We start from the raw sequence: 23,575 nt of genomic DNA on the forward strand, positions 1-23,575 counted from the left end.
AGATGATGGCCAAGTCAGGTTTCATTAACCACTTTGGATCGCCCCGAATGCGCATTGCAGCGTTGCTCATACCCCTGATGTTGCCTCTGCCCGCCCAGGCAGGTGCATGGATGCGTGATGTGGGAACGGCGTTTTTGTCGTTCGGAACAACCCTGAACGAAGTCGGACAGGCAGACGGCTCAATTTACTTCGAATACGGTTTGCGTCCCAAGCTGACGCTGGGGTTCAAGGCCGACGCAGAAATGGATGTGGTCGAAGGGCGCATGGGGGATGGCACGGCATTTCTGTTCCTGCGCAAACCGGTACCAACGGGCGAACGCGCCTACAAACTGGCCTATGAAATTGGCCTTGGCAGCACGTTCGGCAGCGACACAGCGCCCCTTGTGCGCGCGGGTTTAAACTACGGGCGCGGCGTCACGTTCTGGGATCGGTCCGGGTGGGTGTCCATCGACACAGCGGCCGAATGGGAAACCACAGGGCAGAACATCACGCTCAAAGTTGATGGAACCGTGGGGCTGACACTGTCCGACAGCGTCCAGGTCATGATGCAGGTGTTTCTCAGCCGCACCGAAACAAACACCTCCACCACACTCGCGCCATCGTTGATCTGGCGGCCCAAACAGGATGGAGAAACCCGCTACCAGATCGGCTTGGAAGCCGAAGATGGAGAATATGCGCTGAAACTAGGGCTCTGGCGCAGCTTTTAAATCCGGGCGGACCCCGAAAGGCCCACCCGAAAAGAAATCTTAGTCTTTGTCCATGCGAACCGTTGCGCGCACCTGGCCCCGGACGGTCGAGGCGAACTCCAGCGTGAATTGATCTTCATTCGCGCCGATGCGACCCTTGCCAACCGGGTTCTCGAACACGCGCGCATTGGAGGTATTGCGGATGTCCCCGGTCAAGGCGACCGAGTCCACAAACTGGCAATAGCTCTCAAAGGGCAGTTGCTTGTTGGTGCTGATGGTCCAGATCTTGGCATTCGTGTTCTGATCATGGGCAACCAGCAACGGATTGGACGCCTGCTCCTGCACGTTGTGATAGGAATTGCCTTCGAAGTAGACCGAACGATTTCGATCATGGTTCAGATCGGAAAAGCTCGTATCGACACGCTCGGCCCGGGTCATCGATCCATTGATGCAACGGAACCGGTTCCCCGTGACCGAAACGCCGTTCAGGAAATGCCCTGACCCATGTGGTTTGACCACCAGATAGCTGAACCAGTCCGCCACATCGCTGGCCAGGAACACATTGTCGGTCAGGCTAAACGAGCTGAACGAGAACCCGGCGGTAAACTGTGGTGTCGGGTCCCGCTCGTTCGTCCATTCGACAAAACAATTGTCGATATAGTTGCCGCTGATCACACTGGCGGTGAAGTTGTCCTGCAGGACAATACCTGCCGTGCGAATGCCACCGGACACACCATCACCCTGGAAAAAGTGGTTGCCCATGATCAGGTGGTTCTGACCCGCCGCGCAGATGAAATGGCGGAACTGCGTGGCACGACAATCACGTATCTTGGCGTCGTTGGAATTCACGTTCAGCGCGATGGACGTACGCTGATCCACGGTCTGACCTTCTTCGGCGGACAGGAACTGGCAGCGATCAATCAGGATGCCCTGGCACCCGCCGCCAATGGACGTCAGGCCACGATCCTTTGGACGGCTGATAAAGCATTCCTGCAACTCGAATGTCGGCCCCGTCGGGGCAAGCAGGATGCCGCTGCACTTGCCGTTACACTGGAATTCGATGTTGGACATGTTGAACTTGGACAGCTTCGAAAAGCCGCTCAGGTCGACAAGATAGGGAAACCGGCTGAACGTGTAGGTCTGCGTGCCGACCGCATCATAGATCGGCGCGTTCAGTGTGATTTCTTCGGCCGCAATGTTGACATCACGGACATAGATTTCCCGACCCACGCCGTTGCCTTCAACAAGCGACCCGACCTCGATATTCGCAATGTTGGTCACGTTGGTGAGGGTGCGCGCATTGGACGTGCTGTAGGTTGCCGGGCTTGTGGCGACAATCGTGTCCCAGTTGTCACCGACGGCCTCAATTTGGCCATTGCGAATGACGCGACGGGTGTTGAACTGATCGCGGTTCGGCACAGCGGCTTGCATATCGATGGGTCCATCGACCTGCACCCGTCGTCCACCCAGATCCAGACTTTCGTGATCCGAACTGTTCAGCAGGGCCTGAAACGCCTTGCGAAAGGCAACGCCTTCCTCTCCAAACGCTTCGATGTAGGTCGGCAGATCAAAATTCTTGCGCAATAGCAGCATCTTGTCGACAGGCATATCGACTTGGCCCTCGAACTTCGCGGGGTGGTCAAAGGCGACGTCCTTTTCCAACCGGAATGTCCCTGCAGGCACCAGAATGGTACGCCCATTGGCTGCTGCGTTGGCCGCATCAAACGCATCGCTGTCATCCGTCGTTCCGTCGCCAACGGCACCAAAATCACGCACGTCCACGGTGGAAACAATATCACCCAGAAAGACCGACGATACGTCTTCAATCTCGATGTCATCAATGCGCACGATACCGCCATTTGGTCCCGTCAGACTGATACCAAAATGCCCATAGGCGGCGTCGCCGCCCCAGACGAAATCCACGCCACCCCGATTGCCAATTCCGACGATCGCCGACACCTCAACGACCTCGCCGTAGGATGTCAGCGGCACACTGGTCGATGTGACAGTGACTCCGCTGATCCAACTGCCGTCGGCCCGTGCGGCATATGCCGAGATCCAAGCCGTGGGGAGGTTGCCGCTAATTGCTTTGACGCGCGCTGTCACGCGCAGATAGCATCCGGGCGACACAGGCGTCTCACCCATATAGCGGACCCGCGTGTTGTCGGACACTTTCAGCAACTCCAGGCAACCGCCAAAATCCTGATCGGCTGGGACAAGCGCAGCGTTCGCAGCGTTCTGATACGTGTCAGACCCCGGCGTTCCAATCCCGCTCGACCAAACATCCAGACCATTCGCAAAGGGCGGCGGCATCAGCAGCACGCCATCAGTGATCGCCTTGTTCATCCATACATCCTTCTTTGCAGAGGCCGGAGGTTCGGCCTGTTCGGGATGTGGAAGTATCAACAGGGTGTTAACGGGCGGTCAGGCGGGCGTGCGATGGGCGATCGCGCCGCGCAACACAACTGTAAACCAAAGTTGACAGATCGAAGACTCATGCTCTACCGTCTACCCAGCGTTGAGATTCCGACTCGCCACCGGATTCGGCTGCGCCCCAAGGGGAGGGAACGCCAAGATGGACGCCAACCGACAGTTCGCCCATGACACCTTTCAGAAGGCACATTCCGACGTGCGCCGCCTCAAGGCGAAACTCCCCGAAGATTCAATCGATGGTATCGTCGCTGAAATCCTGAACCGCATCAAATCGCGAAATGCGACCAACAACACCTTGATCAACGCACCCTCTGCCCAACAGATCGAAAGGCTCGCCTACGCTCTGATCTCGGACGACGATCAGGAAGGCGCGCGCATCATTCAGAATCTGCGCGAAGATGGTGCCAGTCTTGAGGCCGTCTACCTCAGCTACCTTGCGGGGGCGGCCCGTCTATTGGGTGAGTGGTGGACGGATGACCACGTGTCCTTCGTCGAAGTGACAGTCGGCACCAGCCGTATCTATTCGATCATCCGCGGCCTCAGCCATCTGTTCACGCCGCGCGGCCCTGTCGAGGTCAAGTCAGCCGTGTTCGCCGCCGTTCCGGGCGAAACGCATGTTCTCGGCGTGCGCATGGCCAGCGACATCTTCAGGAAAGAAGGCTGGGATATTGACCTCAAAGTCGGCAAATCGCACGACGAACTGGTCGATGCCTTGTCGGCATCCGAAACCCCGATCATCGGATTGTCCGCGGCGGGCAGGCATTCTGCGGCTGATCTGGCGAAACTGGTCCTCGCCCTGCGGATCAACAACCCCAACGCCCGGATATTTGTCAGTGGCAACATCGCGCATGCCGCCGACGACATTGTCTCACTGATGGATGTGGACGCGGTGGCGACGGACATCCCGGCGGCACGCCAATTCATTGAAAAGGCATGGCTCAAGGGTCATCACGCCTGACGCACAGCCATCAATGCCAAGTGATCAGACTGTCAGATGCCGCGCCCGCGCCCCACGCTCAATCGCCGCTGCATGCAGCCGATCAATCTCCAGCTCATATCGCATCTCTTCGAGCAGGCGCAGTTCCGTCTCTTCCAGCGTGCCGTCCGCCGCAGCGACGTCACAGGCCAGGGCATAGGCCGTCTCATAAAGCCGCTCGGGCAAAGCCTCGCGCACAAGGCCGAACAACGCATCCAACCCGTCCTCCTGCTCAAACAGGTCAAACACCGTCTGCGCGACACCGTTCATCCGGTCCAGATCATAGCTGGCAAAAACCGGCAGGTGGTTCACGGCTGCATTGATCTTGACCAGTTCAGCCGTGCGGATGTCCTCATCCGAGGCCGAAATGGCGATCATCACAGCGACAAGGGCGTCCTGCGGCGTCAGGCTCAGTTGTTCGGTTTCGGACATGGGTCTTCCTTTCCACTTCGGCACCCCCTCAATATTGACGCCTGCCCCCCTCGCAATAGGTACCGGCGGGATGATGCGCGCCACAGGCCGCGTCGAATTGACCCCCGCACCGGGCGGACGGGCATGGATTGGGACAATACCTTATGTCGAGTTTGCGTGACAGTGCGATGACAAGCAAAGCGTGGCCATTTGAAGAGGCACGCAAGGTCCTCAAGCGCTATCAGAACGCCCCGCCGGAAAAGGGTTTCGTCCTGTTCGAAACAGGCTACGGACCGTCCGGCCTGCCCCATATCGGCACCTTCGGCGAGGTGTTGCGCACAACGATGGTGCGCCGCGCGTTCGAGGTGATCTCGGACATCCCCACCAAACTGATCTGTTTCTCTGACGATCTCGATGGGTTGCGCAAAGTGCCCGGCAACGTCCCGAACCCGGAACGGCTGGAACAGCATTTGCAGCGCCCCCTGACGGATGTGCCCGACCCGTTCGGCACCCATGAAAGCTTTGGACACCACAACAACGCTATGCTGCGGCGGTTTCTCGACACGTTTGGCTTCGACTATGAATTTGTCTCGGCGCGCGAGTTCTACGCATCCGGGCAATTTGACGAGATTCTGCTGAAATGCGCGGATAAATATGACGACCTGATGAAAATCATGCTGAAATCCCTGCGCGAGGAACGCCAGCAGACATACTCGATCTTTCTGCCCCTGCATCCCGAAAGCCGCCGGGTCATGTATGTGCCCATGAAAAACGTGGACGCGCAAAATGGCACTGTCACCTTTGACGATGAGACGGGCAAGGAATGGACGCTGCCCGTCACAGGCGGCAACGTCAAACTACAGTGGAAGCCTGATTTCGGGGCGCGGTGGGCCGCCCTTGGCGTCGATTTCGAGATGTACGGCAAGGAACACGCGACCAACGAGAAAATCTATGACGCGATCTGCCGGACACTCGGCGCGCGCCCGCCCGAGCACTACAGCTACGAGCTTTTTCTGGACGACAAGGGCCAGAAGATTTCGAAATCCTCGGGCAACGGCATCAGCATTGATGAATGGCTGACCTATGCCAGCACGGAATCGCTGTCTTACTTCATGTATCAAAAGCCCAAAACGGCGAAGCGGATGTATTTCGACGTGATCCCAAAGGCCGTTGACGAATACCATCAGCAACTGCGCGCCTACGCGACACAGGACGAGACTCAACAGCTGAACAACCCGGTGTGGCACATCCACGGCGGTGACGTGCCTGCCAGTGACATGGTGGTGCCGTTCTCGATGCTGCTCAACCTCGCCTCAGTCAGCAGTGCCGAGACCAAGGATACGCTTTGGGGCTTCATCCAGCGCTATGCGGCAGGCACAGGGCCGGAAACGCATCCCGGCATGGATCAGGCCGTCGGGTTTGCCGTGCGCTACTACAACGACTTCGTGAAGCCCACGAAAACCTATCGACTGCCCACAGATCAGGAGCGTGAAGCACTGGAGGCCTTGCGCAGCGAACTGACCGAATATGACGGCGCGCTGGATGACGAGGCGCTGCAATCCGTGGTCTACGCCGTGGGGCGCGACCGGTTTGACCCGCTCAGGGGTTGGTTCACCGCCCTCTACGAGGTGCTGCTCGGCGCAAGCCAGGGGCCCCGTTTCGGCGGCTTCATCGCGCTTTACGGCGTTGATGAAACCATCGCCCTCATCGATCAGGGGCTGGCAGGCGAACTGGTCCGCTAGACACCGGGCTTGGCGGACATCGGACATGCGCTATCATTCTTCTTGCACACAAGGAGATGACAGATGCGGAAATGGATGATGGGCGTCGCACTTGCGTCAGCCATGGCAGGGTCGGCATGGGCCCAGGGCACAGAGATTGAAGGCGTGATCGGCAGCCAGATCGAAGCCTTCAAATCCGACAACTTCGCCGAAGCCTTCGAATTCGCCTCGCCCAACATCCGTGGCATCTTCCGCACGCCGGAAAATTTTGGGCGCATGGTCACGCAAGGCTATCCGATGGTCTGGCGCCCATCCGAAGTCACCTATCTTGAACTGCGCGAGGAAAACGGCAGCTACTGGCAAAAAGTGCAGATCGTAGACGCCGAAGGGCGTGTACACGTGCTGGATTACCGGATGCTGGAAACCGAAGCCGGCTGGAAAATCAACGGTGTGCAGCTTCTGGAAAGCGTCGGCGTCAGCGCATAAGGATCAGAAACGCGGCGCGCCATATGCCGCGATTTCGCGAATGCTCCATTCCACCGCATCCCGCAACGTGCCGCCCAAGGCGAGATCGAACGCCAGGGTGACGTCACTTGCACTGTCAGAGGCCGCTTGCGTGATCTCTTCGAACGAGCGTGAGGCGATGATACGATCCGAAAAGGCATCCACAACCTTGATGTTCAGACGGACATCGACCTCAAGCGGTGCGTCCGAATTTTCCAGTGGCACAATCGCCTGAAACTCGCGAATGTCCGTCACGATCAGGAAATCGGCCCGCAAACCAATTGCGGAACTGCCCACCGCAGGAACGCGGCCGGAGTTTTCAAAACTCTCGATCATCAGCGACTGTACGATCAACGGCGCCCGGTTGACCCAGCGCGCCTGCGGCAAATACTGCACCCGAAGCGGCGTTGGCTGCACGGCAATCTGATCCGTGTCGACAGATGCGGTCGCAGTCGGTTCCTGCACCGCGATCTGATAGCGCAAGCGCGGCAGATCCGCGTCAAACGTACTTTTGGGTGTCAGCACATACAATTCGTTGGGGATGCTCGCCGCCGTCAAACCCGACAGCGCAGCACAGCCCGGCATGGCGATCAAAAGCAACAGAGCAAGCGGCCACGGTTTCGAAAAAGAGATCATCTACTGAACCTTGAGTTTTGAGTGCCCAGCAAAAAGCGTGCCGGGTCGCGTTCGATCTTGTTGACCAGCCGCTCGATATTGACGACCAGACTGCGCGCTTCTTCGGTAAAGCTGAGCGCCGAGGGCAAGCCAAGCCGGACGAAATCAGACAGTTGGCGCTGGTTGTTGCGCACGACTTGCTCCAGCGATGCCGTAAGGTTGGCCGCAGAGGTGGACGCGGCCAGCACCTGTTCGGTGACAGTGTCGATACTCTCCGCCGTCTTGTTCACCGTCGACGTCAGCGCGGTCGCCGCACCGCTCAGATCGGCGATCACACCTTCGACGTCTTCTTCGATGATGCGGTTGGCCATTTCAAACGTCCTGTTGGCCGAGGCCAGCGTGACCGACGCATCCTCCATCGCGGTAAAGACGGCTGCCAGCGTAACGTCCGCATTGGTAAAGGTCTGGTCCGCCGTCGCGATCAACGCAGTTCCGTCATCGGCAAAGGTGATGAACCGATCCGCAACCACCGACGCGCGGCTGCCAACCTCGTCGATCACACGGTTGGCCGTCTGCGTCGTGGTGCGCAGATCGTCCGTAAGGGGCGTCAACTGTTCGTCAAAATACGTGTTGGCGCGCGCCACCGTGGTGCGTGCATCGCGGATGGTCAGTTGCGCGTCATCCAAGGCCACCGTGGCGGAATCAAGCGCAACACCACTGCGATCCGCCAGATCGTCGATGCGACCCGCAATCCGCTGCACCTCGCTACCCGCCTCTGTGATGACGCGGTTCGCGGTCTGCGTGGTGGTGCGCAAGTCATCCGACAGGGGCACAAGGTTGGCGCTTGTGAACGTGGTGATCCCCTCAATCGCCGTATTGGCCGACGCAAAGGTCTGGTTCGCCGTTTCCAGCGTTTCAGTCGCGCCGTCCAGAACCACGCCGCCCCGCTCGGCAAGGGCGTCAATCCGTTCCGCAATCTCACCCGCCTGCACGCCGACTTCGCCAATGACGCGATTGGCTGTCTGGGTCGCGGTGCGCAGATCACCCGCCAGCGGCACCAGATCATCATTCGTGAACGTGCTCACCTGCGCGATGGTGCTATTCGCGGTTTCCAACGTGCCTGTCGCCGTCGTCAGCGTGGTTTCAGCCGTGCTGGCCAGTGAATCAAGCCGGTCGGTAAATGTCGCGATTTCGCGCGCGGCTGACCCCAGATCACCCGACAAAACTTCAAAGTCATCCAAAACAGTGTCGATGCGGGCCGAGGCAGAGGCCAGATTTTCCAGCATCGTCGACACCGCCTCCTGGTTTTCGGTGTTGAACACGTCATTGACGTTTTCCAGCAGCTCGACCGCACGGTCCAGAACCACCGGCGCGCCTTCGAACACCGACTGCAAGGCCGTGCGTTCCGACGGGATTTCACTGTTGCTGGGCAAGGCGACAGATGTCTCGGACCCACCGGACAGGCCGACAAAACTGACGCCTGTGACCCCTTGGGACTGCAACTGGGCCACGGTTTCGGTGTTCACTGGTGTGTCCGCCGCAATCTCGATGCGCACGCGCACCTGCGAGGAATCGTCCTCGTCCAGTTCCAGTCCCACCACCTGCCCGACAGGCAAACCGTTATAGCGCACGTCGCTGGCCGACCCGAGGCCCGAAACATCCTCGAACAGAATGTCGTAATAGGCGTACTGGCGGTCCACCTCGACCTTGGCCAGCCACAGCAGCAGGCCAAGGGCACCGATGATGCCGAACAGGGTAAACAGCCCGATCAGAACGTAGTTGGCTTTGGTTTCCATGTTCTTGAGCAGCCTTCCTCAGGTTTTCTCTTGTGCGGCGCGTGCGCGGGGGCCGGTAAAGTACTCCTGCACCCAAGGATGGTCGATCTCTGTCATGCCTTCAATCGGCCCTTCGAACAGCACCCGCTTTTCAGCGAGTACCGCAATTCTGTCGCAGATCGCATAAAGAGAGTCGAGATCATGGGTCACCATAAATACCGTAAGGCCCAACGAACGCTTCAATTCATTGATCAACTCATCATAGGCCGCCGCCCCGATAGGATCGAGACCCGCCGTCGGTTCATCCAGAAACACGATGGCCGGGTCCAGCGCCAGCGCGCGGGCGAGCGAGGCGCGCTTGCGCATGCCACCAGAAAGCTCCGAAGGCAGCTTGCCACAGGCCAGTTGCGGCAGGCCTACAAGGCTGATCTTCAGCTCCCCCAGCGCCTTCATCAGCGACGCGCTCAGTTTCAGATGCTCGCGCATCGGCGCTTCGACATTCTGCAACACGGTCAGCGATGAAAACAGCGCACCATCCTGAAACGCGACACCCCACTGCTTTTCTGCGCGCAACCGCTCTTCACGGCTGCCATGCAGCACATCCGAACCCAGCACATTGATCGATCCGGCAGCGGGGCGGTTCAACCCCACAATCGTGCGCAACAGCACCGATTTGCCCGTACCCGATCCGCCAACGATGCCCAGCACCTCACCCTTCCAGACATCAAGGTCCAGATTGTCATGCACAACCTGCGGGCCAAACTGGTTTCTCAGCCCACGCACAGTGATCACCGCCTCGCGGTCGCTCCGGGTTGCGGGGCTGTCGGTCATACACCCAGCTCCGAAAAGAAGATTGAAAACACGGCGTCGGCCACAATCACGAGAAAGATTGCCTGCACCACCGAGGTTGTTGTGTGCCGCCCAACACTGTCCGCAGATCCCTGAACTTGCATCGCCTGCCAGCACGCCACGGTCGCAATGATCGCGGCAAAGAACGGGGCCTTGATCATCCCGATGGCCAGATGCCAGATGTCGGTATTTTCCTGCAGGCGTGTGATGAACATGCTCGGGCTTACACCCAGTTCGATCCAGCTCATCAGCGCGCCACCAAACAGGCCGGACACGTTGGCGATGAAGCCGAGGATGGGCAACATGATCACCAACGCGATGACGCGGGGCAGCACAAGCACTTCGATAGGGTCAAGGCCAAGGGTGCGCATCGCGTCCAACTCTTCGCGCACCTTCATGGACCCGATCGAGGCGGTAAAGGCCGATCCTGACCTGCCCGCCACGATGATCGAGGTGAGCAAAATGCCCAATTCGCGCAGGATCGAGATGGCGATCAGATCGACGACAAACACCTCGGCCCCGAACTGGCGCAATTGCGAGGCCCCCTGAAAGGCAAGAACGATCCCGATCAGAAAGCTCATCAGAATGACGATGGGAATGGCGTGAAACCCGGTCTCTTCCATCTGGCTGACAAGGGCCGCAGTGCGCCAGCGACGCGGACGCACCACGCCATAGGCAAAGCGGGACAGTATCTCGCCCAGAAAACTCACAAGCGACATCGCCGATGCACCAATGCCAGCCGTCGCCGCACCGATACCCGCCACCCAAGGGATAAGGCCCCGTGGCGGAGCCTCAGCGCCATCCTCTTTCGGCAATGCCTCTTGGACGGTGTCGATCAGCGCCGTGCGATTGGACGAGGTATCGATCAACTCGACACTGACACCCTGCGCCTCAAGCCGCGTCTTGAGGGTCGCAATCAACCACGCGCCGCTGGTGTCGAGCGCCTCAAGACCATCCAGATCAATGCGCAGCGTTTTGGTGTCTGGCGTGGTCTTGCGGAACGCGGGTTCAATCGCCTCAAGGTATTCAATAACCAAGCGCCCGGCTACCTGCAGAACGGGCACATCTTTCGACTCGTCAATACGAAGCGTCGGGGCGGTCATACAACGTCAATCCAGCAGAGAGATCACAGAAAATCTGTGCGGCAACCCGTTTGTGATACCCCAACCCAACGGCAATGGCCACGCCTTTGCAGGGGGGCGGGCACCACGTTCGTGTCGCGCCGGACACGCTCGCCAAACACGCATCAAATCGTGCAATCAAATCGATTGACCGAACGGCATCCAACCCCCTATATCGCGCTCAGTCGCCAAGGCTGACATGGGAGAGCGCAGGTCGAGATCACCTGCCGCCGAAGGAGCAACGCCCCGACAAACTCTCAGGCACACAGAACCGTGCCAGCCGCGCCCGCCAAACGGGTACATCGACGATCTGGAGAGCGGTCGGGCGCAGACGCCCCCGGCCCACCGAAGGAGAAAGCGCCAGACCACCGGCGTCAAACTCTCAGGTTACGCAACAGATGGGGACGCGAACCGGCATGCCGCCGGGCGCGTCCATGTCAACTGCGTCGCTTTTTCGGGGGATCCCCACATGACCCATATCGCCGTGATCGGCGCCGGTATCACCGGTATCACCACCGCCTACGCTCTGGCCCGTCGCGGCTATGAGGTGTCCGTGTTCGACCGCAACCGCTATGCGGCGATGGAAACGTCTTTTGCAAATGGCGGGCAGCTGTCGGCGTCCAATGCCGAGGTATGGACACGTTGGGGCACCGTGATGAAGGGGCTGAAATGGATGTTCCACCCCGAAGCGCCCCTGCTCGTGAACCCCAAACCCAGCTGGCACAAACTGTCGTGGATGGCCGAGTTCATGGGCAACATCCCCCAATACGAGGCCAACACGATTGCCACAGCGCGTCTGGCCATCGCCGCGCGCGAACACCTGCTGGATTTCGCCAGCGAAGTCGGCGTCGACTTCGACATGGAACGGCGTGGCATCCTGCACATCTACAACAAACAGTCCGAATTCGACCACGCCCGGCGCGTGAACGTGCTGCTGGAAAAGGCGGGGCTGGAACGGCGCGAGGTGTCGGCAGACGAAGTGCGCAAACTGGAACCGGCCCTCCAAACCGAAACGCTTGGTGGGTTCTACACCGAAAGCGATTTCACCGGCGACATCCACAGCTTTTCGCGCAAACTCAGCGATGCCTGCGAAAAGATGGGCGTAAAATTCCATTACAAATCCATCGTCACCGAAATCCAGCACACCGGCGCCGACGTCCGGCTGGACTGGACTGAAGGTGCGGCGAAAAACAGCGAAATCTTTGACGGCATCGTGGTCTGCGCCGGGGTGGCCAGCAAGGCCATCGCCGGCCAACTGGGCGACCGCGTGAATATCTATCCGGTCAAAGGGTACTCGATCACCGTCAACCTCGACGATGCCGCGAGCCAAGAGGCCGCACCTTGGGTCAGCCTGCTCGATGATCAGGCCAAGGTCGTGACCTCGCGTCTGGGCAAGAACCGCCTGCGGATTGCAGGAACCGCGGAATTCAACGGCTACAACCTCGACATCCGCGATGACCGGATCAAACCACTGCGCGACTGGTGCGAGACGTTCTTTCCCGCCGTTTCCACGGAACACTGTGTGCCATGGGCGGGCTTGCGGCCCATGTTGCCCTCGATGATGCCAAAGGTCGGACCCGGCAAGAAACCCGGCGTCTACTACAACACCGGCCACGGGCATCTGGGCTGGACCCTGTCTGCTGCCACCGCCCAAGGGGTCGCGGACTGCATCGACGCGGCACGGATGAAAAACGCCGCGTGACAGGCGGGGCGGATCAGGATCCGCCTTACCTGCCTTAACTTCCGTACACAGCACCCCACCGGTCGATCAGCCGCTGCTGCATGACCTTGGCCCGTCCATTCCAACTGCGTGCGCCCTGCGGGGCCTCGCGGTTGGCCTTGGCGATCCGCGACCGCGTCGCCTCGTCTGCGGCAAAGATGGCGAATGCCATGACCCGCCCATCGCGGGCGGTCATGTACCCGGCCAGCCCGGACACAAAGTTCAGCGTGCCCGTCTTGGCATCGACACTGATCGGGTGGTTCTTGAGGATGCGCCGCTTTTCATCGCGCATCGCCACAGGTTTCAGGATCGGGCGCAGCACGGCACTGCCATGCGCCTTCACCAATGCCTGCACCATATCATCGGCTGTCATCTTGCTGTCGCCACCAAGGCCCGAATGATCGACCAGCCGCATCGCGCTGGTGCCAAGGGCGGCTTTGGCCCAGCGGTTCATCTCGGATGCGGACGCCTTGAGGCTGGCAGGCACGCGCCCTGTGCGACGCGCCGTTGCCGACATGCCGACCATTTCGGCGGTGATATTGGTCGAATAGCGCAGCATGGCCCGCAGGATGGTCCGCAAATCATCGCTTTGATGTTGGGCCAGCACCGTGCCACGCGGGGCGCGATCCACAACTTTGGGGTTCTTCAGCACGATACCGTGCGAGCGCGCCAGCGTCTGGAACACGTCGCCTGCATAAAGCGCAGGCTTGCGCACCGGCAACCAGCGCGCACCACCATTGCCCAAAGCGGCCTTGGCGACAGTCCAGTTGTCGCTGCGCCCCCCATCCGCGTAGGTGTAGACCGGCACACGGCGGTCCACGATCTGCATCTTGGCAACATACACACCCGGGCGCAGACGGTCCGAACGCGCATCCATCGTCACCCCATAGGAGCCGCCAGACCGCTTCCATTCGAAATGCACACGATTGTAATTCAGCGCGACGCCACTGACGGCAGGGCTATAGCCCACGTGATCCGGCTGATCCTTGTCGATGGTCTTGATGTAAGGCAGCGCACCTTCGGCCACTTTGAAATTTCCGCGCACTTCCCGGATGCCCTTGGCCTTGAGGGCAGCGGCCAGGGCGGCGAGCGCATTGGTGTCCAGTGTCGGATCACCCCCGCCCACCAAAATCAGATCGCCCTGCACCACACCACCGGACACCGATCCCGTGGCCATCACTTGCGTGGTAAACCGATGCGACGGTCCAAGGACGTTCAGGGCATAAAGGGCGGTCACCGCCTTGGCCACACTTGCCGGCGGCGTGCCGGTCTTGGCATTGCCACCTTCCAGTCGCGCTCCTGTTCGTGCGTCAGCAACCGCGTAGCACACGCGACCACCCAGCTTGGCCGCAGCGACAATCGCATCCGCACCGGGAACCGATTTCTTGAAATGGCCCACTCCGCGCGCCACGGGCCGCAAGGACGCCGTCGGAGGGGCGGACAAGGCCGTTGTGGCGGCACCGCTGGCGAGAAAACTCAGGAATACGCGTCTGGAAATCGTGCTGAACATAAGCGCATGTAACCCCAGCTTTGCGGGCCAAACAAGCACTCAACTGATCACGTTTCCTCAACCGCGCCCCATGCCCCCGCCGCGCGGATCGCGCTGGAGGATTGGCCCGACATCGCCACATTCACAAAGCACCACGCCGGGGCCTCTACACGCGACAGCATGTGGCTGGCCCGGCCCGAGATACGGTACTGTGCGTATAGTCGCGCCGCCCGGCTCATCCTTGCGGAAATCCGGTCACCGGGGCGGGCCAGAACGCCCACGGGAACACGCTCCATGATCCATTCCCAATCCTGCCAGTGATGCAGCTGGGCCAGATTGTCCGCCCCCATCAACCACACGAACCGCACGCCCGGATAACGCGCCATGAGGGCGGCCAGCGTCTGCGCGGTATAGCGGGTGCCAAGGTGCGCCTCGATATCCGTGACGGTGACCCGCGGGTCCTGCATGACAGTTCGGGCACGCGCCATGCGCCGTTCGAGCGGCGCGGGTCCGCGGGTTTTCAGCGGATTGCCAGGGCTGACCAGCCACCAGACATGGCTCAGGCCAAAACGCTTCATCGCCTCGCGGGTGATGTGCACATGCCCTTCATGGGCCGGGTCGAACGATCCCCCCAGCAGACCGATGGTCTGCCCGGGTCTGGCGAGTGGAAAGGCGTGGCGCATCAAGGGACTGTCCTGAACAAAAGGGGCCGCGACGCGGGACCGGACAGCAGATGGGCGCAATTGTCAATCAACGGGGCGCACCGGATCACCCAGCCTGACAAGACCGGGCGCGACAACGCTGGCGCACCAGCCCCCATGGCCACGCACCGCCACATACCCGCCCTGCCCGAACTCTTCCTCCATGCGCGAACAAGGCGCGCAAATCGTGCTCAGATGCAAAATGGCACCCCCCACAGCGATACGGCGATCCTTGAGGGCAGCCAAATTCAGCCCGGCAATCACGATGTTGCGCCGCAACGGCACTGGCAAAACCGGGGGACGGCCCAGATATGCACCAATGGCCGCAAGATGCTCTGCCTGAACAAGGGTCACGGCTCGCTTGCCCGGTCGCCCATGATCACCCTCAAGCCCGTCCTCCGTCACCTCAACCGCGTCGAGCGGCACCATATCGGCGCGGCGCTCCGGGCGCACACCGATCCAGTCCACACGGCCCGATTGGGCGTAACGGGCCATCATCGCATGCAGATCGCTCATCCCAATTCCCCCACTTCGCCCTTCACGCAGACGCTGACAGACACCGCCCCCACACGCAAACACCACAACCACACGACCCGCCATTGCACACCGCCATGTGCGCCTGTATCTGACGGGCAAACCAGTCCTTCGACAGATCAGGAGCGTGCCATGGCCGCCTACCAATACGTCTATCACATGTCCGGCGTTTCCAAGACCTATCCGGGTGGCAAGAAATGCTTTGAAAACATCCACCTCAACTTCCTGCCCGGGGTCAAGATCGGGGTCGTGGGGGTCAACGGCGCGGGTAAATCCACGCTGATGAAAATCATGGCCGGCCTCGACAAGGATTTCTCAGGCGAGGCCTGGGTCGCCGAAGGGGCCAAGGTCGGCTACCTGCCGCAGGAACCCAAGCTCGACCCCGACCTCAGCGTGCGCGACAACGTCATGCTGGGCGTGGCCAAGAAAAAGGCGATCCTCGATCGCTACAACGAACTGGCGATGAACTACTCCGACGAAACAGCGGACGAGATGGCGCAACTCCAAGACCAGATCGACGCCGAAAACCTCTGGGATCTCGACAGCCAGATCGACGTGAGCATGGAGGCGCTGCGCTGCCCCCGATGATGCGGACGTCACCAAGCTGTCAGGCGGCGAGGCGCGGCGCGTCGCCTTGTGCAAACTGCTGCTCGAAGCGCCTGAAATGCTGCTGCTGGACGAACCGACCAACCACCTTGACGCCGAAACCATCGCGTGGCTGCAACAGCACCTGATCGACTACAAGGGCACGATCCTGATCGTCACGCACGACCGCTATTTCCTCGACTCGATCACGGGATGGATTCTCGAACTGGATCGCGGCAAGGGCGTGCCATGGGAAGGCAACTATTCCTCCTGGGTCGAACAAAAGGCCAAGCGCCTCGAACAGGAAGCGCGCGAAGACAAGAGCCGCCAGAAAACGCTCGAACGCGAACTTAAATGGATGCGTCAGGGGGCCAAGGCCCGGCAGGCGAAATCCAAGGCGCGGATCAACAACTACAACGACATGCTGGAAACGTCCGAGCGCGAGCGTTTGTCCTACGCCCAGATCGTCATCCCCAACGGCCAGCGCCTTGGCGGCAAGGTGATCGACGTGAACGGGCTGACCAAGGGCATGGGCGACAAGCTCTTGATGGAAAACCTCGAATTCTCGATCCCCCCCGGCGCCATCGTTGGCGTGATCGGCCCCAACGGCGCGGGCAAATCGACCCTGTTCAAGATGATCACTGGGCAGGAAACCCCCGACGCAGGCAGCGTCGAAATCGGCGATACAGTGCAGATGTCCTATGTCGACCAGTCCCGCGATGACCTGAATCCGGACGACAACGTATGGGAAGCCATCTCGGGCGGGGCCGAACTGATCCAGCTTGGCGATGCCGAGGTCAACTCCCGCGCCTACTGCTCGTCCTTCAACTTCAAGGGCGGCGATCAGCAGAAAAAAGTCGGCCTCTTGTCCGGGGGCGAACGCAACCGCGTCCACATGGCACGGCTCTTGAAATCAGGCGGCAACGTGCTGCTGCTCGACGAACCGACCAACGATCTGGACGTCGAAACCCTGCGCGCGCTGGAAGACGCTCTGGTCGATTTCGGCGGCTGCGCCGTGGTGATCTCGCACGACCGCTTCTTCTTGGATCGGATTTGCACGCATATGCTGGCGTTCGAAGGGAACGCGCATGTGGAGTGGTTCGAGGGGAACTTTGAGGACTACGAGGAAGACAAAAAGCGTAGGCTTGGACCGGATGCCCTTGAACCCAAACGACTGAAACACAAGAAATTCGCTCGTTGACGTTGAACTTTACGAAGTAAATTCAACGGGTGCGAGGCAGCGTCCGCCCTGGCGGGCGCGTTCGCTCTTAGACGAAAAAAAGTGTTATTGGTGAGAAACTGAATTTCGAGAGGTGTGGTTTTGGATAAGTCAAAAAAAGTTGTTTTGTTGTATGCCCCATTGGTGACGAAGGATCACAAATCCGTCGCCAAAGTGACTGTCTACTCGAATATATTATCAAGCCGGGCTTGGAAGGTTTAGGCTATGGAGATCCAATTAGAGTAGATAAATCTGATAAACCGACTCACATCACTACTGAAATCATACAACAGTTAGTCGCAGCCGATTTGGTTATCGCTGATCTGTCAGCCTTGAACGCAAATGTTTTTTATGAACTTGGGATACGTCATGCCTACAAAAAACCTTGCATCTTGGTTTCCGATTGGGTTGAAAAACCTCCTTTCGATGTGGCAGGCATTAACACCATCAAATATGTTTACGATGACCCGACATCACATGCTCAAGTGATCAAGAGGATTCGTGTTCAACTAAGTGAATTGCACAAAAAAAGGAAGTTAGCAATCCGGTAACTGTTGCTCTTGGATTTGAAAAACTTGAAGAGAGTGGTGACAATTTGGAGCAACTAGTCCTGCAAATGTTTAAAAAAATTGAAGACCTTTCTCAAATTGTTGACGAACCAAATCATTCAACAGCTCCTCCTCCAAGAGTCAGACCGAGAGGAGACCAAATTTCCAGCCATAGCATTAGAACTCGGCGACAGCGTCTTTCACCAAAAATTCGGTGAAGGAAGGGTGACAGATATTAAAGGCGACAAGATTGAAGCTCGTTTTAATAAATCAGGAACAAAGACAGTTGTTTCGCGCTTTCTTCAACATCTTCCGTCCTAGACATGCCTCACAAGCCAGCCCAAGCCCCCGCCCGCGGGTCGAAGGCCGTCTTGCAAAGGCTCCTGTGGAGCCTTTGAGGCCGCAGAGGGTCGCAAGAACCCGGGGGCGGCAAAGTCGCCCCCGCCCATGGGGGCGGTCGGGGGCGGCGAAAACGCGGGGCGTTTCCGCTGGGAACAATTCAAACCTATCAAGTCGGACCCTCCCGCGCATCGCTTCGCGATACGCTGCCGGGTGACGCGCCCGCAAGCGGACGCTGAGCCGGCGAAAACGCGGGGCGTCTTGGCTCCAACCAACCCCAAACCCCCTACAGCTTTCCCCTACTTCCCGCATCGCCACCCGCCATGCTATACTCCCTCGTATTGAACACATCCCCATTGGAGAAGCCGCATGGCCAACGACAAAATCAAGAAGATCGTCGATAAGGTGAAGGGCAAGAAAGCCAAGGTCAAACCGATCAAGACCGAACCCGAGGGCACCAAGGCCTCCAAGCTGCCGCCGGACGTGGTCGAAGCACTCGAAACGGAATTCGGGGCCGACCTGAAAAAGGCGCGGGTCCATGTCGGCGGCAACGCGGGCGACATCTGCAAGGAGCTGGGCGCCAAGGCCTTTGCGATGGGCCCCAACATCTACATGGCCAAGCCCGGTGACGCCAAGAACAAGGAACTGCTGGCCCACGAACTGACCCACGTCATTCAGCAGGCCGGGGGCAAGAAGCTGCCCAAGGAGCAAAAGGGCAAGGTTCTGGTCTCGAAATAGGCTGAAAAACGTGGTGTCGGAAGGCGGACAAACCCTAACGGTTGGTTAATCCGCCTCTGTAACCCATTGATTTTTCATGAACCAAAGGGGTGTCCCAGCGTGGGACACCAAAAAAGGCCCCGCAGCGCGGGACCTCTCGGTCATCGTCGGATTTGCCCGGATCAGAGCAGGACCCACCACACCAGAAACGGCGGCACGGCGCAGCCAAAGGCGATCATGAACAGCTTGGCCCCGTGGCTGATCTTGCCAAACCAGCCATCGCCCAGCGCGCCCTCACCATAGGACATCGCCCCGCCCATCACCACGTAACCCTTGCGCTCGACCTCCCGTCGGGAGGCGTTGATCGACGACATCGCCCGCTCATAGACGGCGTCCTGACGGGCCTGTTCATCAAGGTCTGGTTGCAAATTTTCCATACGTGTCATGTGGCGCACTCCCTAATCAGGTCAAGAGATGGAGCGGCGATTGCTGATTTCCAGCGATTTGTCGCAAAAAAGGCCAGCCGTGTGGCTGGCCTTCGCTGTTTCAGTGATGGATCAGCGCGTCAGTTCAAAGCCTTGTCCGTGATCGCGTGGGTCCATGCCCCCTCGGGCGCCTTGGAAATCACCGGGTCTGACCCGCCCGACAGCAGCGAGGCGACGGTGCGTTCATAATCCGCCGGGTCCAGCGCCCCATTACTGCCCGCGGTCAGCTTGGCCACTTCGCCCATCATGCGTTTCTGGTGTTTTTCGGTCTGCGCCCCAGACGCATCGTTGTCCAGAACGATTTCAGCGGCTTCATCCGGGTTTTCCTCTGCGTATTTCCAGCCCTTCATGGACGCCCGCACAAAGCGGACCATCTTGTCCTCGAACTCCGGATCAGCAAGGTTCTCCTCAAGCACGTACAGCCCATCTTCGAGTGTGGCGACACCCTGATCTTCGTATTTGAACACCTGCAACTCTTCGGGCGTCAGACCCGCATCAATGATCTGCCAGTATTCGTTGTAGGTCATGGTCGACACGCACGCCGCCTGGCCCTGAAGGATCGGATCGACGTTGAAGCCCTGCTTGAGCACGGTAACGCCCCCATCAGATCCGTCCGTTGCAATGCCAAGCTGGCTCATCCACGACAGGAACGGGAATTCATTGCCAAAGAACCAGACACCCAGCGTCTTGCCCGCGAAATCGTCCGTGCTGGTCACGCCCGCATCCTTGCGGCAAGTTAGCATCATGCCCGACGATTTGAAGGGCTGCGCGATGTTGACCATCGGCAGACCTTTTTCACGCGCGGCCAAAGCCGCAGGCATCCATTCCACCGTCACATCGGCACCGCCCCCGGCAAGCACCTGCGTGGGCGCAATATCGGGGCCACCAGGCTTGATGGTGACGTTCAGGTCTTCTTCCTCGTAGAACCCTTTGTCGAGGGCCACGTAATATCCTGCGAACTGCGCTTGCGTGACCCATTTGAGTTGCAGCGTGACATCGTCAGCCGCGTGCGCTGCAAATGCGCTCAGGCCCAGTGCCGCACTCGCGGCTAAAGTTCTGATGGTTTTCATTTCATACTCTCCTTGTTGTATTGGTTGGTGGTCCGGGCCTTCATGAACGGGCCCGTTGGGATGGATGCCAGAATGTCACGACCCGCTCGATCAGCGCAACGCCTCCGTAGGCGGCGGACCCGACCAGAGCCGCGACAACAATTTCAGCCCAGACAAGGTCAAGCGCAAGCTGCCCCACAGACGTTGAGATGCGAAACCCCATACCACGGATGGGAGAGCCAAAAAATTCGGCAACAATCGCCCCGATCAGCGCCAGCGTGGTTGCGATTTTCAAGCCGTTGAAGATGAACGGCATGGCCATGGGCAGGCGCAGTTTGATCAGCGTGGTCATCGGGCTGGCCGCATAGGTCTGCATCAGATCGCGCTGCATCTGGCTGCTGGCCTGCAATCCCTGAACCGTGTTCACAAGCATCGGGAAAAAGACCATGACGACAACCACCGCCGCCTTGGACTGCCAGTCAAACCCGAACCACATCACCAGAATCGGCGCCATGCCGACAATGGGCAAGGCGGCCACGAAATTGCCCACGGGCAGCAAGCCGCGCCGCAGAAACGGAAAGCGGTCGATGAATACTGCCGTCAGGAACGCCGCGCCACATCCCAGAAGGTAGCCGCTAAGGGCCCCCTTGATCACCGTCTGGACGAAGTCCTCCCACAGGATGGATGTGGAAGCTGCAAAGCGCGCGGCGATGGCGGACGGTGCAGGCAACAGCACGGCAGAGATGTCGAGCCCGCGCACAACCCCTTCCCAGATCGCAATCAGGGTGACGCCAAACACAATCGGCATCAACAGCCGGACCAGTGCAGTGGCAGGCCGTCGCGACAGCCAGACGTTCAAGGACCACCCGACGATCCAGACAACCAACGCAAACAATAGCCAGCCCATCACGCCATCCCCATCCGGGCCAGCATGATCCGTTCGATCAACCCGATGATCGCTACCAGCAACGCGGCAAGGGCCGCCGCCATGATCAGCGCAGACCAGATCTGGATCGTCTGCCCGTAATAGCTGCCCGCCAACAGGCGCGCGCCCAGACCGGCCACGGCACCTGTGGGCAATTCGCCTACAATCGCGCCGACAAGGCTTGCCGCGACACCCACTTTGAGGGACGCAAACAGATAGGGCATCGAGGCAGGCAACCGCAGCCGCCAGAACGTCTGGGACGCATTGGCATTCCACGTGCGCATCTGGTCAAGCTGCATGACCTCAGGGCTGCGCAAGCCCTTCACCATGCCCACGACGACCGGAAAGAATGACAGGTACATCGAAATCATCGCCTTGGGCAAAAGCCCGGAAATTCCAACAGCATTCAGCACGACGATGATCATCGGGGCCAGCGCGAGGATCGGAATGGTCTGGCTGGTAATCACCCACGGCATGACCGACCGGTCCATGACGGTGTTGTAGACGATGCCCACCGCCAATAGAATGCCAAGGCCTGTGCCAAGGGCAAAGCCCAGCAAGGTCGCGCTGAGCGTCACCCAGGAATGCCAGACCAGCGAGCGTTTCGAGGTGATCTTTTTCTCCACCGTGGTGTCCCAGATTTCGACCGCCACCTGATGCGGCGCGGGCAGTTTGGGCTTGTCCTGCGCCCATGTGTCGGCAACCAGTTCGACCGCGCTCAACTCGACCCCGGCCCGTGTCGCCTTGTCATAGGCCCATGGCGCGTTCAGCCAGATCGCCGCCAGATACCAAATGGCAAAGATCGCAGCGACCACCGTCAAAACAGGCACAAGGTTGCGCATCACGGGCATGTTCCCCATTTCTCTGTTTTGAAAAAATCCCCACTGAAGGGCCGATCAACCATCTGCGTGCCCCGCCCGCAATCCCTCGCGCACCCGGTGCGCGACCTCCAGAAACTCGGGGCTTTCACGAATGTCGAGCGGACGTTCCTTTGGCAAAGGGCTGTCGATTACATCCGTGATGCGACCCGGGCGTGGGCTCATCACTACGATCTTGGTGCTCAGATAAACCGCCTCGGGGATCGAATGGGTCACAAAGGCGATGGTCTTTTCCGTCCGCGCCCACAGGTGCAAAAGCTGCTCGTTCAGATGGTCACGCACGATCTCGTCCAGCGCCCCAAAAGGCTCATCCATCAGCAAAATGTCCGCATCAAAGGCCAGCGCCCGTGCAATCGACGCGCGCTGCTGCATGCCCCCTGACAATTGCCATGGAAACTTCTTTTCAAATCCCGCCAGTTCGACCAGGTCCAGCACACGCGCGACGCGCTCGGACTGTTCGGCCTTGGAATATCCCATGATCTCCAGCGGCAGCGACACATTCTTGCCGATGGTGCGCCACGGATAAAGCCCGGCGGCCTGAAACACGTAGCCATAGGCGCGTGCCATCCGCGCCTCTTCTGGGCTGACGCCGTTCACGGTGATCGTGCCGCCCGTGGGTTGCTCAAGGTCCGCCATTACCCGCAAAAACGTCGTCTTGCCACAGCCCGACGGGCCGATGAAGGAGACGAAATCGCCCTTCTCAATATCCAGCGACACACCCTTCAGGGCATGGACCGGTCCGTCATTGGTCTGGAAAGTCAGATCAAGGTTCTGGGCGGAAATAACCGGATCAGGCACGTTTCATACCACGCAGCCTTGTCGCCAAAGCCTCCGTATTCGCATGCAGGCACGGGTTCTTCTGCCGCTCGCGCGCAACAAAAGATTCCAGACGATCCCAGTCTTTCAAGAACACTGTACCCCAATAGGAATTTATCATTTCCACTCTCACACCGCCATGCGCATGGGCAAGCGATACCAAACCATAGCGATGCAGCACCGCCTTGATCGCGGCACGCGTTTCATCACTCATTTTCTCAAGGTCCTGATCACATTTGGCCCCCAAAACACGGCGTTCTTCGCGGAATGTGTCATTACCGAAAACATCATACAGGAACACGGCACTTTCGCGCGCAAGCCGGGCTTCGTCCGCATTGACAGACCGGCGCTGAAACAAGACCTGCACCGCAATCAGGATAATCGCCAGACCCGCAAGGGTCGTGGCATAGGGCTCAACCGTCTCGATGGACGGCAGGCTTTCCCAGAACTGCAGCGCGCGCGGCGCTATCATACTCGCC

21 protein-coding genes, 2 pseudogenes and 2 riboswitches are annotated in these 23,575 nt (G+C 59.4%); of the genes and pseudogenes, 8 read left to right on the top strand and 15 right to left on the bottom strand.

Annotated elements, in window-relative coordinates:
- Positions 1 to 110: 110 nt before the first annotated feature.
- Entirely contained in the window at positions 111 to 707 is a 597-nt protein-coding gene (locus tag ACERZ8_RS02910) for a hypothetical protein (protein ID WP_407590614.1), read from the top strand.
- Between the two features lie 39 nt (positions 708 to 746).
- Here ACERZ8_RS02910 and ACERZ8_RS02915 read toward each other — a convergent pair whose 3' ends face one another.
- Complete coding sequence (locus ACERZ8_RS02915) at positions 747 to 3,032, bottom strand: glycosyl hydrolase family 28-related protein (protein ID WP_407590615.1); 2,286 nt, start codon at positions 3,030 to 3,032, stop codon at positions 747 to 749.
- A 229-nt stretch (positions 3,033 to 3,261) separates the two neighbouring features.
- Between ACERZ8_RS02915 and ACERZ8_RS02920 the strand changes: the two genes are divergently transcribed.
- Entirely contained in the window at positions 3,262 to 4,077 is an 816-nt protein-coding gene (locus tag ACERZ8_RS02920) for a cobalamin B12-binding domain-containing protein (RefSeq protein WP_407590616.1), read from the top strand.
- Positions 4,078 to 4,101: 24 nt separating this feature from the next.
- On the opposite strand, the gene ACERZ8_RS02925 is transcribed toward ACERZ8_RS02920, so the two are convergent.
- Positions 4,102 to 4,527: a tellurite resistance TerB family protein gene (locus ACERZ8_RS02925; RefSeq protein ID WP_407590618.1), complete on the bottom strand. Its 426-nt coding sequence runs from the start codon at positions 4,525 to 4,527 to the stop codon at positions 4,102 to 4,104.
- A 143-nt stretch (positions 4,528 to 4,670) separates the two neighbouring features.
- Here ACERZ8_RS02925 and ACERZ8_RS02930 point away from each other — a divergent pair, with 143 nt between their 5' ends.
- Positions 4,671 to 6,248: a lysine--tRNA ligase gene (locus ACERZ8_RS02930; protein WP_407590619.1), complete on the top strand. Its 1,578-nt coding sequence runs from the start codon at positions 4,671 to 4,673 to the stop codon at positions 6,246 to 6,248.
- Positions 6,249 to 6,311: 63 nt separating this feature from the next.
- Positions 6,312 to 6,713: a DUF4864 domain-containing protein gene (locus ACERZ8_RS02935; protein ID WP_407590620.1), complete on the top strand. Its 402-nt coding sequence runs from the start codon at positions 6,312 to 6,314 to the stop codon at positions 6,711 to 6,713.
- A 3-nt stretch (positions 6,714 to 6,716) separates the two neighbouring features.
- Here the strand turns inward: ACERZ8_RS02935 and ACERZ8_RS02940 are convergent, their stop codons facing one another.
- The 4 genes from ACERZ8_RS02940 to ACERZ8_RS02955 are packed head-to-tail and all read right to left on the bottom strand — an operon-like array spanning position 6,717 to position 11,073.
- Positions 6,717 to 7,367 carry an ABC-type transport auxiliary lipoprotein family protein gene (locus ACERZ8_RS02940; RefSeq protein WP_407590621.1) on the bottom strand — a complete coding sequence of 217 codons (651 nt, stop codon included), beginning with the start codon at positions 7,365 to 7,367 and terminating at the stop codon, positions 6,717 to 6,719.
- Positions 7,364 to 9,142, bottom strand: a complete 1,779-nt coding sequence (locus ACERZ8_RS02945) for an MlaD family protein (protein WP_407590622.1) — start codon at positions 9,140 to 9,142, stop codon at positions 7,364 to 7,366. The genes ACERZ8_RS02940 and ACERZ8_RS02945 overlap by 4 nt, the downstream gene beginning before the upstream one ends.
- Before the next feature lie 18 nt (positions 9,143 to 9,160).
- The gene (locus tag ACERZ8_RS02950) at positions 9,161 to 9,952 is read right to left on the bottom strand and encodes an ABC transporter ATP-binding protein (RefSeq protein ID WP_407590623.1); all 792 of its coding nucleotides are present in this window, start codon (positions 9,950 to 9,952) and stop codon (positions 9,161 to 9,163) included.
- A complete protein-coding gene (locus ACERZ8_RS02955; protein WP_407590624.1) occupies positions 9,949 to 11,073 on the bottom strand; it encodes an ABC transporter permease in 1,125 nt (374 codons plus the stop codon). Before ACERZ8_RS02955 ends, ACERZ8_RS02950 begins: the two co-directional genes overlap by 4 nt.
- 208 nt (positions 11,074 to 11,281) lie before the next feature.
- A riboswitch (glycine riboswitch) is annotated at positions 11,282 to 11,375 on the top strand.
- Positions 11,376 to 11,391: 16 nt separating this feature from the next.
- A riboswitch (glycine riboswitch) is annotated at positions 11,392 to 11,499 on the top strand.
- Position 11,500: 1 nt separating this feature from the next.
- Between ACERZ8_RS02955 and ACERZ8_RS02960 the strand changes: the two are divergent.
- Positions 11,501 to 12,793: pseudogene (locus tag ACERZ8_RS02960) on the top strand (D-amino acid dehydrogenase); the annotation flags it as partial.
- Positions 12,794 to 12,827: 34 nt separating this feature from the next.
- On the opposite strand, the gene dacB reads toward ACERZ8_RS02960, so the two are convergent.
- The 3 genes from dacB to ACERZ8_RS02975 all read right to left on the bottom strand — a co-directional run bounded on the left by dacB (position 12,828) and on the right by ACERZ8_RS02975 (position 15,517).
- Complete coding sequence (gene dacB / locus ACERZ8_RS02965; protein WP_407590625.1) at positions 12,828 to 14,321, bottom strand: D-alanyl-D-alanine carboxypeptidase/D-alanyl-D-alanine endopeptidase; 1,494 nt, start codon at positions 14,319 to 14,321, stop codon at positions 12,828 to 12,830.
- Positions 14,322 to 14,368: 47 nt separating this feature from the next.
- On the bottom strand, positions 14,369 to 14,983 hold the full coding sequence (locus tag ACERZ8_RS02970; protein WP_407590626.1) for a nicotinate-nucleotide adenylyltransferase: 615 nt from the start codon (positions 14,981 to 14,983) through the stop codon (positions 14,369 to 14,371).
- Between the two features lie 63 nt (positions 14,984 to 15,046).
- Positions 15,047 to 15,517 (bottom strand): MOSC domain-containing protein, encoded by a 471-nt coding sequence (locus ACERZ8_RS02975; RefSeq protein WP_407590627.1) that lies wholly within the window; start codon positions 15,515 to 15,517, stop codon positions 15,047 to 15,049.
- 150 nt (positions 15,518 to 15,667) lie between these two features.
- On the opposite strand from ACERZ8_RS02975, the pseudogene ettA reads away from it, so the two are divergent.
- The 3 genes and pseudogenes from ettA to ACERZ8_RS02990 all read left to right on the top strand — a co-directional run bounded on the left by ettA (position 15,668) and on the right by ACERZ8_RS02990 (position 18,964).
- A pseudogene (gene ettA / locus ACERZ8_RS02980) lies at positions 15,668 to 17,321 on the top strand (energy-dependent translational throttle protein EttA).
- A 227-nt stretch (positions 17,322 to 17,548) separates the two neighbouring features.
- Entirely contained in the window at positions 17,549 to 17,890 is a 342-nt protein-coding gene (locus tag ACERZ8_RS02985) for a hypothetical protein (protein WP_407590628.1), read from the top strand.
- Positions 17,891 to 18,595: 705 nt separating this feature from the next.
- Positions 18,596 to 18,964: an eCIS core domain-containing protein gene (locus ACERZ8_RS02990; protein WP_407590629.1), complete on the top strand. Its 369-nt coding sequence runs from the start codon at positions 18,596 to 18,598 to the stop codon at positions 18,962 to 18,964.
- A gap of 161 nt (positions 18,965 to 19,125) precedes the next feature.
- Here the strand turns inward: ACERZ8_RS02990 and ACERZ8_RS02995 are convergent, their stop codons facing one another.
- The 6 genes from ACERZ8_RS02995 to ACERZ8_RS03020 form a co-directional block, all read right to left on the bottom strand.
- A complete protein-coding gene (locus tag ACERZ8_RS02995) occupies positions 19,126 to 19,389 on the bottom strand; it encodes a hypothetical protein (RefSeq protein ID WP_407590631.1) in 264 nt (87 codons plus the stop codon).
- Between the two features lie 119 nt (positions 19,390 to 19,508).
- On the bottom strand, positions 19,509 to 20,498 hold the full coding sequence (locus ACERZ8_RS03000) for an ABC transporter substrate-binding protein (RefSeq protein WP_407590632.1): 990 nt from the start codon (positions 20,496 to 20,498) through the stop codon (positions 19,509 to 19,511).
- Between the two features lie 40 nt (positions 20,499 to 20,538).
- A complete protein-coding gene (locus ACERZ8_RS03005) occupies positions 20,539 to 21,384 on the bottom strand; it encodes an ABC transporter permease (RefSeq protein WP_407590633.1) in 846 nt (281 codons plus the stop codon).
- Positions 21,384 to 22,244: an ABC transporter permease gene (locus ACERZ8_RS03010; RefSeq protein ID WP_407594141.1), complete on the bottom strand. Its 861-nt coding sequence runs from the start codon at positions 22,242 to 22,244 to the stop codon at positions 21,384 to 21,386. Before ACERZ8_RS03010 ends, ACERZ8_RS03005 begins: the two co-directional genes overlap by 1 nt.
- Before the next feature lie 54 nt (positions 22,245 to 22,298).
- The gene (locus tag ACERZ8_RS03015) at positions 22,299 to 23,078 is read right to left on the bottom strand and encodes an ABC transporter ATP-binding protein (RefSeq protein ID WP_407590634.1); all 780 of its coding nucleotides are present in this window, start codon (positions 23,076 to 23,078) and stop codon (positions 22,299 to 22,301) included.
- A complete protein-coding gene (locus tag ACERZ8_RS03020) occupies positions 23,071 to 23,568 on the bottom strand; it encodes a DUF4760 domain-containing protein (RefSeq protein ID WP_407590636.1) in 498 nt (165 codons plus the stop codon). The genes ACERZ8_RS03015 and ACERZ8_RS03020 overlap by 8 nt, the downstream gene beginning before the upstream one ends.
- Positions 23,569 to 23,575: the final 7 nt, after the last annotated feature.

The sequence above is a fragment of the Tateyamaria armeniaca genome (assembly GCF_045797845.1).
GTDB lineage: Bacteria > Pseudomonadota > Alphaproteobacteria > Rhodobacterales > Rhodobacteraceae > Tateyamaria > Tateyamaria armeniaca.